The 15,581-nt window shown below is 62.7% G+C and carries 12 protein-coding genes; 9 read left to right on the top strand and 3 right to left on the bottom strand.

All coding sequences use genetic code 11. The features are described from left to right. Positions 1-23: 23 nt before the first annotated feature. On the top strand, positions 24-1,223 hold the full coding sequence (gene tyrS / locus GRB80_RS14990; protein WP_161424084.1) for a tyrosine--tRNA ligase: 1,200 nt from the start codon (positions 24-26) through the stop codon (positions 1,221-1,223). 793 nt (positions 1,224-2,016) lie between these two features. Continuing rightward, positions 2,017-3,018, top strand: a complete 1,002-nt coding sequence (gene gap / locus GRB80_RS14985) for a type I glyceraldehyde-3-phosphate dehydrogenase (RefSeq protein WP_161424083.1) — start codon at positions 2,017-2,019, stop codon at positions 3,016-3,018. A gap of 121 nt (positions 3,019-3,139) precedes the next feature. Here the strand turns inward: gap and nspC are convergent, their stop codons facing one another. Both nspC and GRB80_RS14975 read right to left on the bottom strand, forming a co-directional pair. Next, positions 3,140-4,306 carry a carboxynorspermidine decarboxylase gene (nspC, locus tag GRB80_RS14980; RefSeq protein ID WP_161424082.1) on the bottom strand — a complete coding sequence of 389 codons (1,167 nt, stop codon included), beginning with the start codon at positions 4,304-4,306 and terminating at the stop codon, positions 3,140-3,142. 3 nt (positions 4,307-4,309) lie between these two features. Next, on the bottom strand, positions 4,310-5,509 hold the full coding sequence (locus tag GRB80_RS14975; protein ID WP_161424081.1) for a saccharopine dehydrogenase family protein: 1,200 nt from the start codon (positions 5,507-5,509) through the stop codon (positions 4,310-4,312). Between the two features lie 477 nt (positions 5,510-5,986). On the opposite strand from GRB80_RS14975, the gene GRB80_RS14970 reads away from it, so the two are divergent. Genes GRB80_RS14970 through torD form a run of 4 tightly spaced genes read left to right on the top strand, consistent with a single transcriptional unit; the run spans position 5,987 to position 10,581 of the window. Further along, on the top strand, positions 5,987-6,169 hold the full coding sequence (locus tag GRB80_RS14970) for a periplasmic nitrate reductase, NapE protein (RefSeq protein ID WP_161424080.1): 183 nt from the start codon (positions 5,987-5,989) through the stop codon (positions 6,167-6,169). A gap of 27 nt (positions 6,170-6,196) precedes the next feature. Next, complete coding sequence (gene torC / locus GRB80_RS14965; RefSeq protein WP_161424079.1) at positions 6,197-7,381, top strand: pentaheme c-type cytochrome TorC; 1,185 nt, start codon at positions 6,197-6,199, stop codon at positions 7,379-7,381. Between the two features lie 18 nt (positions 7,382-7,399). After that, positions 7,400-9,898, top strand: a complete 2,499-nt coding sequence (torA, locus tag GRB80_RS14960) for a trimethylamine-N-oxide reductase TorA (RefSeq protein WP_161424078.1) — start codon at positions 7,400-7,402, stop codon at positions 9,896-9,898. Further along, complete coding sequence (torD, locus tag GRB80_RS14955; RefSeq protein WP_161424077.1) at positions 9,895-10,581, top strand: molecular chaperone TorD; 687 nt, start codon at positions 9,895-9,897, stop codon at positions 10,579-10,581. The genes torA and torD overlap by 4 nt, the downstream gene beginning before the upstream one ends. A gap of 56 nt (positions 10,582-10,637) precedes the next feature. Here the strand turns inward: torD and GRB80_RS14950 are convergent, their stop codons facing one another. Further along, the gene (locus GRB80_RS14950; RefSeq protein WP_161424076.1) at positions 10,638-12,389 is read right to left on the bottom strand and encodes a VWA domain-containing protein; all 1,752 of its coding nucleotides are present in this window, start codon (positions 12,387-12,389) and stop codon (positions 10,638-10,640) included. Positions 12,390-12,687: 298 nt separating this feature from the next. Between GRB80_RS14950 and GRB80_RS14945 the strand changes: the two genes are divergently transcribed. From GRB80_RS14945 to GRB80_RS14935, 3 genes are all read left to right on the top strand, one after another. After that, on the top strand, positions 12,688-13,740 hold the full coding sequence (locus GRB80_RS14945) for a TRAP transporter substrate-binding protein (protein WP_161424075.1): 1,053 nt from the start codon (positions 12,688-12,690) through the stop codon (positions 13,738-13,740). 73 nt (positions 13,741-13,813) lie between these two features. Beyond that, positions 13,814-14,305, top strand: a complete 492-nt coding sequence (locus tag GRB80_RS14940; RefSeq protein WP_161424074.1) for a TRAP transporter small permease — start codon at positions 13,814-13,816, stop codon at positions 14,303-14,305. Next, entirely contained in the window at positions 14,302-15,579 is a 1,278-nt protein-coding gene (locus GRB80_RS14935) for a TRAP transporter large permease (RefSeq protein ID WP_132042171.1), read from the top strand. The genes GRB80_RS14940 and GRB80_RS14935 overlap by 4 nt, the downstream gene beginning before the upstream one ends. The last annotated feature ends 2 nt before the right edge of the window (positions 15,580-15,581 follow it).

Genomic DNA, 15,581 nt, shown 5'->3' with positions numbered 1-15,581 from the left:
CCTGATACGTGGAGTGGGAGACGATGAGCGATGTGGCGAGCGCCCTGGCGCTGCTGAAGCGGGGTACCCAGGAGATTCTGCTGGAAGAGGAACTGGTCAAGAAGCTGGAGTCCGGGCGCAAGCTGCGCATCAAGGCGGGCTTCGATCCCACGGCGCCCGATCTGCACCTGGGCCACAGCGTGCTGTTGACCAAGATGCGCCAGTTCCAGGATCTCGGCCATGAAGTCGTGTTCCTGATCGGTGATTTTACCGGCCGTATCGGCGACCCCTCCGGCAAGAACGTCACTCGCAAGCCTCTCACCGAGGAGGAGGTCAAGGCCAACGCCCAGACCTACAAGGAGCAGGTGTTCAAGATCCTCGACCCCGAGAAGACCGAGGTGCGCTTCAACTCCGAGTGGTTCACCGCCATGAGTGCCGCTGACATGATCGAGCTTGCCGGGCAGAGCACGGTGGCCCGCATGCTCGAACGCGACGATTTCGAGAAGCGCTACAAGAGCGGCCAGTCGATCTCCATCCATGAGTTCCTCTATCCGCTGGTCCAGGGCTACGACTCCGTGGCCCTGAAGGCGGATATCGAGCTGGGCGGTACCGATCAGAAGTTCAACCTGCTGATGGGCCGCGAGATCCAGAAGCACTTCGATATGCAGCCGCAGGTGGTGATCACCATGCCGCTGCTCGAGGGGCTCGACGGCGTGCAGAAGATGTCGAAGTCGCTGGGCAACTACGTCGGGGTCGACGAGACGCCGGGGTCGATGTTCAACAAGCTGGTCTCCATGCCTGACAGCCTGATGTGGCGATACTTCGAGCTGCTCTCTCTGAAGCCCAACGAGGAGATCGAGGCGCTCAAGCGAGATGTGGAGGCCGGTGCCAACCCGCGTGATATCAAGATGGAGCTGGCGCGAGAACTGATCGGCCGCTACCACGGTGACGAAGCCGCCGCCAGTGCCCACCGTTCCGCGGGGAACCAGCTCGCCGACGGAGAGCTTCCCGAGGACCTTCCCGAGGTCGAAGTGGACTTCGAGGGTAGCGCCCAGGCCCCGATCGCTACCGTGCTCAATCGCTCCGGGCTGACCAAGAATAGTGCCCAGGCCAAGGACATGCTCGGTAATGGACGCGTCAAGGTCGATGGCGAGGTCGTCGAGCGTGATCATATGCTGGATGCCGGGAAGAGCTATGTGATCCAGGCGGGCAAGAAGCGCTATGCCCGCGTGACGCTCAAGTAACGAAGGAGGGCCTGGTCGGCTACGGTCGACAAGGACGTTGCGCCCGCCAAGTGCGGGCGCCGCTGTTTCTGGCGGTTACCCCTCCCTTACGCCTCTTAACTTCTTTCGGCCCTCTTTTTTAACCCTCTCACAGGCGAAGACGCTAACCGAAGGCTTCGGTCAGCCAGGATATCCACAAGGCGTTTCGATGAAGAGGTTGTGGGTAATCGAGGTGCGAGTAGAGGTTCGTGCTTCGACCATTTATCAGGCCCCTGAAACTTTTTTACAGGAAGGGCTTGCGGACCCGCCGGGAAAGCCGTAAAGTACGCATCCGCTGCCGGCAACGGGCAAACGTTACCGGCGGTGAATGTGTCGAGCACGCCCTCGCGGTCGCTGGCGGGGCCCAGGGTGGCAACGATCTTGGTGCGGCGAATGGGGGCGTGGATGGGCTGTGTCGACATTGGGCGGGCCTCCCGTGGCATGGCTGGTAGTCAGACTACAAGAGTAGCCGTTTATCAGTAGCTTTACTACACCTAAGGCTTGCCTCGGAAGAGCCCGTATTGTCTGGTTTTTAAATTTTACTTTCAGTAGCTTAGGGGTGTTTTTTGCTTCATTTTATAAGCATTGGGGAGTCTGAAGCATGGTGAATGTTGTAAACTTACTTAATAATTGTTGAGTCCCTGATCAGTTTGGGTCACATTGAGAGGCATGATACGAGCCGCAGGGCAGTGCCTCGTTAGCTTTACGACACGGGGCACTCGCCAGCAGGTTCGATTTATATCCCCCGCAAGATGCCACTGAGAGGAGAGAGGAAATGATGCTCAAGATTGCCATCAACGGGTTTGGCCGCATCGGCCGCAATGTGCTGCGCGCCCTCTACGAGAACGGTTATCGTGACCGTGTAGAGGTGGTGGCCATCAACGATCTGGGCGACCCCTCCCTCAATGCCCATCTGCTGCGCCATGACACCGTGCATGGCCACTTCCCCTTCAAGGTCGAGCATGACGAGCAGAGCATGAGCGTCGACGGCGACCGGATCGCGATCCTCTCGGAGCGTGACCCTGCACGCTTGCCCTGGAAGAACCTGGAGGTGGACCTGGTGATGGAGTGCACCGGCCTGTTCACCCAACGGGCAGACGCCGCCAGACATATTGAGGCCGGCGCCGAGCGGGTGCTGATCTCTGCGCCCAGTCCAGACGCCGACGCCACGGTGGTCTATGGGGTCAACGAGGGAGTGCTCAGCGCCGAGCATCGCGTGGTCTCCAATGCCTCCTGTACCACCAACTGTCTGGCCCCGGTGGCCAAGGCGCTCAACGAGGCGGTGGGCATCGAGAACGGTCTGATGACCACGGTGCACGCCTACACCAACGACCAGAACCTCTCCGACGTCTACCACAAGGATCCCTACCGTGCGCGTAGCGCCACCCACTCCATGATCCCAACCAAGACCGGCGCGGCGGCGGCGGTCGGGCTGGTGTTGCCGGAGCTCGCCGGCAAGTTCGATGGCCTGGCCGTGCGGGTACCGGTGATCAACGTCTCGCTGGTGGACCTGACCTTTACCGCCGGGCGCGAGACCACCAAGGAGGAGATCAACGAGATCGTGGCCCGCGCCGCCGAGGCATCACCGGTGCTGGCGGTCAATGCCCAGCCGCTGGTCTCCATCGACTTCAACCACGACGCCCACTCCTCGACCTTCGACGCCAATCACACCCGGGTGAATGGTCGCCTGGTCAAGGTGATGGCCTGGTATGACAACGAGTGGGGGTTCTCCAACCGCATGCTGGATACCGCCCTGGCGATGCACGCCGCCGATTGAGCGGCGTGAGTGGCACCTGGCAGGCGGAGGAAACGCAAAACGCCCCCAAAGGGGGCGTGTATCGAAGGTAGGCGTCTCTCGAAAGAGAGCGCCTCACGATGGGGGCGGGTTCGGTGGGTGGTCAGCTTAGCCGCTGCATATAGTCCACGTAGCCGAAGGTCCTCACCGTGCGTACCTCGCGACTCGCCTCATCGATCCGACAGATCGAGGGCAGGCGAATGCCATTGAAGGTGGTGGTCTTGACCATGGTGTAGTGGGCCATGTCGGTGAACACCAGGCGGTCGCCGATGGCGAGTGGTGCGTCGAAGCTGTACTCGCCGACGATATCGCCGGCCAGGCAGGTCTGGCCACCCAGGCGATAGGTGCAGGCCTTCTCGCCCGGCTTGCCGCCACCGATGATCTCGGGACGGTAGGGCATCTCCAGCACATCGGGCATATGCGCGGTGGCGGAGGTGTCGAGGATGGCGATGGGGCCATCGTTGTCGACGATATCCAGCACCGTGCAGATCAGGTAACCGGTGTTCAGCGCGATGGCCTCGCCCGGTTCCAGATAGACCGTCAGGTGTGGGTGGCGCTCACGGAAGCCGCGAATCACCCGCACCAGGCGTTCGACGTCGTAGTCGTCACGGGTGATATGGTGGCCGCCACCGAAGTTGACCCACTCGAGGTCACCGAGATAGTGGCCGAATCGCGCCTCGAAGGCCGCCAGGGTCGTCTCCAGGTCGTCACTGTTCTGTTCACACAGGGTGTGAAAGTGCAGGCCCTCGAGGCCCTCGAGATCCTCCGGCGTCAGATCCCTCGCTCGGGTACCGAGCCGTGAGCCCGATGCGCAGGGGTCGTAGAGCGGGACATCGCCGGTGGAGTGCTCGGGGTTGACCCGCATCCCGCAGGAGACCCGGCGCGGCACCGCCGCGACCATCTCGCGGAAGCGCCGCCACTGGCCCGGGGAGTTGAAGCTGAGGTGGTCGGCATAGCGCAGCACTACCCGCAACTCCTCCTCGGTGAAAGCCGGCGAGTAGCAGTGCACCTCGCCACCGAAGGTCTCGGCGCCCAGGCGTGCCTCGTCCTGACCGCTGGAGGTGGTACCCACCAGGTACTGGCGTACCAGCGGGAAGGTGTCCCACATGGCGAAGCCCTTCAGCGCCAGCAGGATCCTCGCACCGCTCGCCGCCTGGACTTCGCCGAGGCGCTCCAGATTGCGACGAAGCAGGGCATCGTCCACCACATAGGCCGGGGAGGGGCAGGCCCGGATGCTGAAGTCCAGGCCCTGCTCGCGTGCGTTCGCCATGGCTCAGGCCAGCGGGTCGTGGTTGGGGTCGAGCTCGACCACCTGCCACGGCAGCCCCATCTCGCCGATGCGGGCCATGAAGGGATCCGGGTCGAGCTGCTCGACATTGAACACGCCGTCACCCTTCCAGATGCCCGCAAGCATCAGCATGGCGCCGGTCACCGCCGGCACGCCGGTGGTGTAGGAGATGGCCTGGGACTTGACCTCCGCGTAGCACTGTTCGTGATCGCAGATGTTGTAGATATGCACCTTGCGGCGCTTGCCGTCCTTGATGCCGTCGGCAATGATGCCGATGTTGGTCTTGCCCTTGGTGCGCGGGCCCAGCGATGCCGGGTCGGGCAGCACTGCCTTGAGGAACTCCAGGGGAGCGATCTCGGTGCCGTTCACCTCGATCGGCTCGATGCTGGTCATGCCGACGTTCTCGAGCACCTTGAGGTGGGTGATGTACTTGTCGGAGAAGGTCATCCAGAAGCGGATGCGCTCCAGTCCCTTGATGTTCTGGCACAGGGATTCCATCTCCTCGTGATAGAGGAGGTAGATATCCTTCTCGCCGATGCCGTCGAAGTCGAAGGTGCGCTTCTCGGCCAGCGGCGCGGTCTCCTTCCACTCGCCCTTCTCCCAGTAGCGACCCTTCGCGGTGATTTCGCGAATATTGATCTCCGGGTTGAAGTTGGTGGCGAAGGGATAGCCATGGTCGCCGCCATTGGCATCGAGGATATCGATGCGATGGATCTCGTCGAACAGATTCTTCTGAGCGTAGGCGCAGTAGATATTGGTCATGCCCGGGTCGAAGCCGCAGCCCAGGGTAGCCATGTTGCCGGCCTTGGCGTAGCGCTCCTGGAAGGCCCACTGCTCCTTGTACTCGAACTTCGCCTCGTCGGGGTGCTCGTAGTTGGCGGTATCCAGATAGGGCACGCCGGTGCGCAGGCAGGCCTCCATGATGGTCAGGTCCTGGTAGGGCAGGGCCACGTGGATCAGCACATCGGGCCTGAATGACTCGATCAGCGCGACCAGTGCCTCGACATCATCCGCATCCACCTGGGCGGTCTGAATCGGGCGATCCAGCTGCTCGGCGATGGCCTGGCACTTCGCCTCGTTGCGGCTGGCCAGCATGATCTCGCTGAAGACTTCGGGGTGCTGCGCGCACTTGTGGGTCACGACGCCGCCGACGCCGCCGGCGCCGATAATCAGGACTTTGCTCATGGGTTCGAATCCAGATCGGGAAAGTTCAACAGTGGTAGGGTCTTATCGGTAGTGAAGCGCCGCGGCGCCTCCGACCCGATGCCACCCCGGTCTTGGCCTCGCCCGGCTCCCCGGCAGGGGATGACGAGAGGGCGCTGATAATGGCGTCCTATGAGGCTGGTATCAAGTGGTTTTGGCGTCAAGCTCAGGCCGGGGCGCGGAGCACCGGACGGGAAGTTGGCTTGGAACGCAAGGGTGGTTAGGGCAAGAGCAATGAAGCGAATGTGTGTGCCGGCCCCATTTGATCCCATGCACCAGTTTGTTGCGTCCTTCTCCGCAGTATTTTCTTACGGGAACAACAGGAAAACCCGACTTCTTGATGAAGGTCATGGCAAGTTTAAGACAGTCTGCTACCTTGATGTGCTAATTAAACCAATAACGTATGCATGCGTGATGACGCATGCTGAAATCATGCCGGCTGACCTGTGAGGGGGCGTTATGGCAGAGGTCAAGAGCGAGAGCGAGTCAGGCTCTATCGGCAAGCGGCGAGAGTGGCTTGCCTTTCTTTTCGTGGTGGCGATCGTCGTGCCGCTGCTTACCATCGCGGTGGTGGGGGGGTATGGCTTCGTGGTGTGGATGCTGCAGGTCTTCGTGCTGGGGCCGCCCGGACATGGTGGTTGACGCCCTACTGACTGAGAGAGACGAGACATGAAGATCATCGCAACCCTGTGGAATACCCTGAAAAAGCCCCCGGTGCATATCAGCCTGGGGGTGATCATCATCGTCAGCTTCTTCGCCGGCATAGTGTTCTGGGGCGGTTTCAACACGGCCATGGAGTACACCAACACCGAGGAGTTCTGCGTCAGCTGCCACGAGATGGAGGACAACGTCTATCAGGAGCTGCAGAGCACCGTGCACTGGTCGAACCGCACCGGGGTGAGGGCCATCTGCTCCGACTGCCACGTGCCCCATGACTGGACCGCCAAGATTGCCCGCAAGATGCAGGCGAGCAAGGAGGTGTGGGGCGCCATTTTCGGCACCATCGATACCCCCGAGAAGTTCGAGGCCAAGCGTCTTGAGCTGGCCCAACATGAGTGGGCGCGTTTCAAGGCCAACGGCTCCCTGGAGTGCCGCAGCTGTCACGACTACAACAGCATGGACTGGGACAGGATGTCCGACGAGGCGCGTCGCTTTATGAAGCCCGCCGCCGAGCGTGATCAGAGCTGCGTGGACTGCCACAAGGGCATCGCGCACAAGCTGCCCGAGCAGATGGGCAGCGAGGATCCCATGCTGGCGCGCCTGGTGCGTGAAGCCACCTCGGTCAGCCTGGACGAGGGCCAGCAGTATTACAGCGCCAAGTCGGTGGACCTGTATACCGACCCGGAGCTCACCGAGCGTGCCGGTGTTCTGCAGGTGGCCACCGAGGTCAACATCGTCGAGACCCGGGGCGACAGCGTGAAGCTGGAGATTCCGGCATGGCGCAAGGAGAAGGGCTTCGGTCGCGTGCTCTATGCTGACTTTGGTCATAACATCAGCAGTGCCGTTCTCGACAAGGAGGTTGCCCAGAATGACTCGCTTATCGAGGTTCAGGAGACCAATGTCGTCGATGAAATGACCGGCCTACCCTGGGGCAACGTGAACGTGGCGCTATGGGCCGAAAAGGGGGTCTATCTCGAAAACCGCGAGGCCCTCTGGGAGACCGCGGGGCAGACCTATCGTGATGCCTGCAGCGTCTGCCACACCGAGCCCGCGCCCGAACATTTCGATGCCAACACCTGGCCGGCGATGTTCTCCGGCATGGTCGGCTTCACCAACATGAGCGCAGGCACCCAGGAGCTGGTGCTCAAGTACCTGCAAATGCACTCTTCCGACTATGTCGAAGGCGCTCACTGATACGCCCAAGGAGCTCTCATGACTATCAGCCGTAGAAGTTTTCTCAAGGGGGCCATGGCGGGCTCCGCAGCTTCGCTGATCGGCCCTGGGCTACTCACCAGCACTGCCGCTGCCGGGGTGACCGAGCAGGGTGTCTGGAAGACCGCCGGCTCTCACTGGGGCGCAATGAACGCCCTGGTGAAAGGGGGCAAGGTGGCCGAGGTGAAGCCTTTCGGTGCCGACCAGTACCCCACCGAGATGCTCAAAGGCATCAAGGGGCTGATCTACAGCCCCTCGCGCATTCGCTACCCGATGGTGCGTCTGGAGTGGCTTAAGAATCGCCACAACGGTGACCGCACCACGCGCGGTGACAACCGTTTCGTGCGCTTGACCTGGGATGCGGCGCTCGACCTCTTCCACGAGGAGCTGGAGCGCATCCAGACCGAGTATGGTCCCTGGGCGCTCTATGCAGGGGCCACCGGCTGGCGCCAGACCGGTCAGGTGCACAGCTGCGGTAACCATATGCAGCGGGCAGTGGCGATGCATGGTCACTTCGTCAAGAAGGTGGGCGACTACTCCACCGGGGCTGGTCAGGTCGTTCTTCCCTACGTGCTGGGGTCCACCGAGGTCTACAGCCAGGGCACCTCCTGGCCGCTGATCCTCGAGAACAGCAAGACGGTGGTGCTGTGGGGCAACGACCCCTACAAGAACCTGCAGGTGGGGTGGAACTGCGAGACCCATGAGTCCTACGCCTATCTGGAGCAGCTCAAGGCCAAGGTGGAGGAGGGCAGCATCCGGGTCATCAGCGTGGATCCGGTGCGCACCAAGACACAGAACTATCTCGGCTGCGAGCAGCTCTATATCAACCCGATGACCGACGTCGCCTTTATGCTCGGCATGGCGCATACCCTCTACAACGAGGCGCTCCACAATCAGGAGTTTATCGACGCCTATGCACTTGGCTTCGATGACTTCATCGCCTATGTCCAGGGTGACGCCGATGACGGCGTGGCCAAGACACCGGAATGGGCCGAGGAAATCTGTGGTGTGCCGGCCGAGCGTATCCGTGAGTTTGCTCGCTTGCTGGCGGCCGACCGCACCCAGCTGCTGTTCGGCTGGGCCATACAGCGCCAGCAGCATGGCGAGCAGCCCTACTGGATGGGGGCCGTGCTGGCCACCATGCTGGGGCAGATCGGTCTTCCTGGCGGTGGCATCAGCTATGGCCACCACTACAGCTCCATCGGTGTGCCGTCATCCGGAGCGAGTGCGCCGGGCGCCTTTCCGCGCAACGTGGACGCCGGCAAGACCCCCGAACACGACAACACCGACTTCCAGGGCGCCGCCTCGACCATTCCGGTGGCACGCTGGATCGACTGTCTGCTCAATCCGGGAGAGACCATTCAGTACAACGGTGCCGAGGTCACCTTCCCGGATATCCACATGTGCGTCTTCAGCGGCTGCAACCCCTGGCATCACCACCAGGATCGCAACCGAATGAAGAAGGCGTTTCAGAAGCTCGAGACGGTGGTCACCATCGACTACTCATGGAACGCCACCTGTCGTTTCTCCGACCTGGTGCTGCCGGCCTGTACGCAGTTCGAGCGCAACGATATCGATATCTACGGCTCCTACTCCAACCGCGGCGTGCTGGCCATGCACAAGCTGGTGGACCCACTTTTCCACTCGCGCAGCGACTTCGACATCTTCACCGATCTGTGTCGTCGCTTCGGGCGTGATGAGGAGTATCGCCAGGGCCTGGACGAGATGGGCTGGGTCAAGAAGCTCTACGATGAGTGTCGCGAGGCAAACAAGTCCTTCAGCCCGGCGCCGGGAGGCGACCAGTCGACCTCGTCCATGCCGGAGTTCGCGCAGTTCTGGAAGGAGGGGTATGTCGACTTCGGCCCGGGCGAGAACTGGGTGCGTCATGCCGATTTCCGTCAGGCTCCCGAGGTCAATGCGCTGGGCACCCCCTCCGGCTTTATCGAGGTCTCAAGCCGCAAGATCGCCCGCTATGGTTATGACGACTGTCGTGGCTATCCGACTTGGATGGAGAAGGCCGAGCGTTCTCACGGGGGACCGAACTCCGACCGTTACCCCTTGTGGTTGCAGTCGGTTCACCCCGACAAGCGGCTCCACTCCCAGCTGTGCGAGTCCGAGGAGTTGCGGGCCACCTATGCGGTGCAGGGGCGCGAGCCCATCTACATGAGCCCGCAGGATGCCTCGGAGCGCGGGATCCAGGATGGTGACCTGGTACGGGTATACAACGATCGCGGGCAGCTGCTGGCGGGGGCGGTGGTTTCCGATGATTTCCCGCCAGGCGTGGTACGCATCCAGGAGGGGGCCTGGTATGGGCCGGTGGGGCCGGAAATCGGAGCCCTGGATACTTACGGCGATCCCAATACCCTGACTCTCGATCTGGGCACCTCCAAGCTGGCCCAGGCACCCAGCGCCAACACCTGCATCGTGGAGATGGAGCGCTTCGAAGGTGAGGTGCCCGAGGTCACTGCCTTCGGTGGACCGACCATGGTGGAGATATGAGAGAGTCAGCATCGCCCCTGGCTGCCGCCCGCCCTGAGATGGGCGAGCGGCAGCCAGTCGACTGGGAGTCGGAGAGCCTGTTGTGCCGCTGGCTGGCGACCGTTCTGGGCACCGAGCTGGATGACGCCTCGCTGGAGCGCTACCGCAACGGAGAGGCGGCCCCATTCTTTGACTATTTGCGTGACGCCCATGGCATGACGCATGAGGTCGCGCGCCTCGATGAGGCGCTGTCACGGTTGGTGATGCTCAGGGCTCCCCGCCTGGAGCTGGCGGCTGATTTCACCGAGTTGTTTCTGGTGGATGCGCGGAGCGGTGCGCCCCCTTATGCCTCATTGTACGCAGGCGGCGAAGGTGGCTTTCATGGTGAGGCGGCGGAGCGAATGGAGGCCCGGCTCTCTGAGGCGGGGTATGCAGTCAGGAGAGAGGTTGCCGAGCCTGCCGACCACCTGGCCGTGATGCTCGACTATCTGGCGACTCGCCTGCAGATGCTGGCTGAGGCGGAGGGCCCCGCACGAGAGGAGATGCGTCAGGATGTCGGGGCGTTTCTGAAGCATGAGCTGTGTAGCTGGCTGCCGCTGCTGGTGTCGAGAAGCGCCGCCGTGAAGACCGTCAGTGACTTCTATCCGGCGCTGCTGGCCCTGGCTGACGCTTACTGTCATCGACTGTCACACAGTCCTCCCTAGTTAAGCGGGGGGCGACACGGCTATGGCGCGGAGGAATATATCCATAAAGAGCATTCTCACTTGACCTCCACTACTGAGCGGCCAAGCAGTTCTCGGCCGGCAATATCCAGGAAACGGACCTCATAGAGCCCTGGATCATCCGGCACAATCAGCTCCATGCTGCTGGCTTCGCCGATGGAGTGAACGCTGATCCAGCTGAAGTCGGGCTGCTCCTTACGCGCTATCGAGATGCGCTGGTCGCTGCTGTCGTTCCCCCCGCTCCAGCTGATGGTGATGGTCTCGCCCGGGGCGGCCGATGCTGGCACCGAGAGTCCCGCCCCTTCATCCAGGGGGGCGTCGGCACCGACGACCTCGAGAGAAACGCTGGCCAGGGTCTTCTTGCCCTCGTCCAGGATATAGCGAATCTCGTAGAGCCCCGTTTCGGCGGGGGCGCTCAGCCGAGTCTTCGTCACCTTACCGGTGCGCCGGTAGGTACCGCGCACGCCCTCGTCGGCGCCTGCCGGCACGATGGCGATCATGTCGCTGGGGTTGATTGTCGATGACCATGAGATATCCACATTCTCTTCCACGCGCACGATAGGGGGGCCGGAAATACCCATTTCCGGGGCGACGACCTCGATGGACGCGGTGGCCAGGGTCCTCTTGCCCTCGTCCAGGATATAGCGCAGCTCATAGAGGCCGGTGTCGGCGGGCGCGGTCAGGCGACCCTCGGTGTCGTTGCCGGTGCGCTTGTAGTTGCCGCGGGTCCCCTCGTCGGCACCGACCGGCACGATGGCGATCATGTCGGAGGTGCTGATGGGCGATGACCATGACACCTCGAAGGGCGCCCCGGTGACCACCTGATCGGGGCCCGAGACGCTGATCTCGGGGGCGGTGACCTCGATGGGCGCGGTGGCCAGGGTCCGCTTGCCCTCGTCCAGGATATAGCGCAGCTCATAGAGGCCGGTGTCGGCGGGCGCGGTCAGGCGGCCCTCGGTGTCGTTGCCGGTGCGCTTGTAGTTGCCGCGGGTGCCCTCATCGGCGCCGACCGGCACGATGGCGATCATGTCGGAGGTGCTGATGGGCGATGACCATGACACCTCGAAGGGCGCTCCGGTGACCACCTGGTCGGGGCCCGAGACGCTGACCTCGGGCGGCTCCGGCTCTGGAGCCGGCTCGGGGGCCGGGGGCGCCTTGTTGACCGCATCCTTTACCTGCGCCAGGGCGGCGTGCAGCTCGTCGGCATTGCTGGCGGGAACGAACAGGCCGCCGGTGTTTTCGGCGATGCAGGAGAGGCTGGCATGGGCTTCATCTTCCAAATCGAAACCAATGACATGGGCGGTGAACTCGACACCCTGGCTGGCGAGCTGTTCAGAGAGCGCGCAGGGGTCGGCATTGCAGGTTTCCACGCCATCCGAGATCAGGACCACCGTGGCGGGGTTGTCACGATAGGCCAGCAGGTCGGCGGCGTGCTGCACCGACGCCGAAATCGGCGTCTTGCCCACCGGCTTGATGGCGTTGACGGTATCGATGAAGTGGGCCTTGTCGATTGGCCCCGGCTCAACCAGCGTTTCGATATCACGGCAGTCGCCCTGACGCCGGTGACCGTAGGCAACCAGGCCAAGGTTGGTGTCGGTATCCCAATGGTCGACCAGCTCAGCCATCACGTCACGAGCGATCTCGATCTTGCTGCTGCCCTCGATCTGACCCCACATGGACCCCGAGGCGTCATAGACAATCACGATATCCTCGGCGGCGATGGCCGATGCTGCCGAGGCGAGGCCACCGGTGATCATCATTGCCGCCAGTGTCGGAGTGATCCGTCTCATGCTCGTTTCCTCGCGTATGCGTATGGCGGGTCGGGAGTGCAATCTCCAGCTTAGCCTCGCTGCTTGTGAGCTGGTGGTTGGTTTTCAACGTTCCAGATGGCATCGAGGCATAGGAGCCAGGGCTTGATGTTGACAGAGTGGGAGCTGGCGGCGCCCCCTTCGTTCAGGGAGGTGGGCGGCGTATGGATTTGATTAGTTAACGGCTCAATCCTAATCTGCTGATATGCCGGCATCGCCGGGGCTTCACCAATAATCTTCACTCGCACGCTTTATCAATAACAAGCCACTGGAGATCAGCATGAGTCCGTTTCTTCGTTCCCCCCTCGTCTCTCGCTCCCTGACGGCGGCATCGCTGCTGACAGCAGGCCTTGCCATTGCCTTCGCCGGTAGCGTGCAGGCCGCCACCACCGTGAACATCGGTTACAACGGCGCCCCGGACCCCGACAAGAACGCCGTCCATGTCTTCGCTACCAACCTCAAGGAACTGGTCGAGGAGAAGACCGCTGGCGAGCTCGAGCTGAAGCTCTATCCCAACAGCATGCTGGGCGAGGAGGAGGAGCGCATGGAGCAGGTGATGAACACCCCCAGCCTCAATATCGCCTCCTTCGCCGGCATGTCGCCCGTGGTTCCCGAGGTCTTCGTCAGCGCCATCCCGTTCCTGTTCGCTGACTTCGAGGCGGCACGCACCTTCTTCGACGAGGGGGAGTACTGGCAGGCGGTGGAAGAGGCGCTGCGTGAGCGCACCGGTCTGGAGTTGCTGGCCGTGGTCGAGGAGGGAGGCTTCCTCGCCTTCACCAACGATGAGCGGCCCATCTCGTCACCCAGCGATTTCGAGGGGCTGCGCTTCCGCGCCATGGACCCCAGCCAGGTGGCCCTCTATGAAGCCTTCGGCGCCTCGGGTACCCCGATCCCCTGGACCGAGGTCTACATGGCGCTGCGCACGGGGGTCGCCGATGGCCAGATGAACCCGCCGATGTACATCATCCTCGGCAGCCTCTACGAGGTGCAGGACTACCTGACCCTGGCCAACATTCAGTACTCGGACCAGTTTCTGGTCGGCAACGGTGCGATGATCGATGGATGGGACGAGGAGATGCGAGAGGCCTTCCTGGAGGCGGTCGCCGAGGCCAATCAGCTGGCGCGTGACGACAACGAGGCCAGGGTGGAAGAGCGCATCGCCTATCTCGAGGAGCAGGGCATGGAGGTCATCCGGCCGTCCGAGGAGGAACTCGCCGAGTTTCGTGAGCTGGGGCAACCGGCCTACATGGAGTGGCTCAAGGAGCGTGATATCGACCCCCGTTTCATCGACATGGCCCTGGAAGATGCCGGCATGACCCACCTGACCGAGTAACCGGCCCCATGGCGCAGGGCAGCCGCCAGGGCCCGCCCTGCGCACGAACCCATTGATCATCGCGGAACCTTCCATGCCATCCTTGAGTGCTCGCGTGCTGGGGTTCAGCCGCCGTGTATCGCTAACGGTGGCCGGCTCGCTGTTGTTGCTGGACCTGGCCATCATCCTCTTCGGTGTCTTCATGCGCTACCTGGCCGGTGGCGCCCCCATCTGGACGGATGAGCTGGCCCGCTACCTGATCATCGGCAGCGTCCTGCTCGCGGCAGGTGCCGTCTGGATCGAGGGGGGCCATATGCGGGTCGCCCTGATCGAGCGTCTGCTGCCGGTGCCGCTCCGTCGACTGCTGAACCTCTATCAATGGCTGCTGACGCTGGGCATCGCGATTGCCGCGACCCTGTTCAGCTACCGCTATGCGCTGTCGGTCTCGATGTTCACCAGTCAGGGGCTCGGGGTCAGCCGAACGGTGCCGATGATGGCGCTTCCGGTGGGCTTCGCCCTGCTGGCCTGGCAGGCCCTCTGGCATGGGCCGGCGCCACTCAGGGAGCCCACGGAGGAGGCGACATGACCCTCACCATGCTGGCCGTCTTCCTGGTGCATGTGTTGCTGGGTCTGCCGCTTTTCGTGTCGCTGCTGGCCACCTCGCTGGTCGGGTTCCTGTTCGTCGATACGAGCATGATTCCGCGCATGCTCCCCCAGCAGTTCTTCGGCGGCATCAATGTCTTCTCGCTGATGGCGATTCCGCTGTTTATCCTGGCCGGCAACCTGATGAACGTGACTCGCCTCACCGACCGCCTGATGGCCTTTGCCAAGCTGCTGGTCGGGCATCTGAGAGGGGGCATGGGGCACGTCAACGTGGTGTCGAGCGTATTCTTTGCCGGGGTCAATGGATCGGCCGTGGCCGACACCTCGGCGCTGGGGTCGCTGCTGGTGCCACCCATGCGCAAGGAGGGCTACTCCACGGCCTTCGCGGCCGGGCTGACGGCCGGCAGTTCGTTGATCGGTCCGATCATCCCGCCGAGCATCTTCATGATCCTCTACGCCTCGCTGACCAACACCTCGGTGGGCGACCTGTTCCTCGCCGGCGTGATTCCCGGTCTGATGCTGGGGGTGGCGTTCATGGGCATGAATGCCCTGTATGCCTGGCGCGTGGGCCTTCAGAAGCGCGGCGGCCTGCCCGGCGCACGTGAGCTGATGGTGACGGCGGTGGGAGCGCTCCCGGCCCTGGTCGCCCCCTTTATCATCGTGGCGGGTATCGTCCTGGGGTTTGTCACTCCCACGGAGTCCGCGGCGCTGACCGCCCTCTATGTCGCGCTATGTGGCGCGCTGCTGGGGAAGCTCCGCCTGGCCGATCTGTGGAAGGCCATCGTCGATACCACCCGCCTGACCTCGGCCATCTTCATGATCATGGCCGCCTCGGCCACCATCAGCTGGTTGCTCGCCTATGCCCAGGTGCCCAACCAGTTCGTCGCGTTGCTGGATCCCTATATCGAGCGGCCGATGGTGATCTTGCTGATGCTAAGCGCAATCACCTTCGTGACCGGCATGTTCATGGAGGAGGTGTCGGCGCTGATGCTGCTGACGCCGATCTTCTCCCCCGTGGCGATGATGGCCGGGATCGACCCCGTGCATCTGGGCATCATCATCACCCTCAATATCACCATCGCCCTGATCACCCCGCCCATGGGGGCCTGCGTGTTCGTCGCGGCCGCGGTCAGCCGACTGGAGATCGTGTCGTTGTTTCGCACCATCTGGCCGTTCGTGATTACGGCGGTGCTGGTGCTGTTACTGTTGATCCTCTTTCCCGGGCTCACGCTCTGGCTCCCCTCGCTGCTTGGATAGTG

The sequence above is a fragment of the Halomonas icarae genome (assembly GCF_009901955.1).
Lineage (GTDB): Bacteria > Pseudomonadota > Gammaproteobacteria > Pseudomonadales > Halomonadaceae > Halomonas > Halomonas icarae.
Note: the sequence above shows the minus strand (reverse complement) of the source record. Positions and strands in the feature narration are given on the sequence as shown.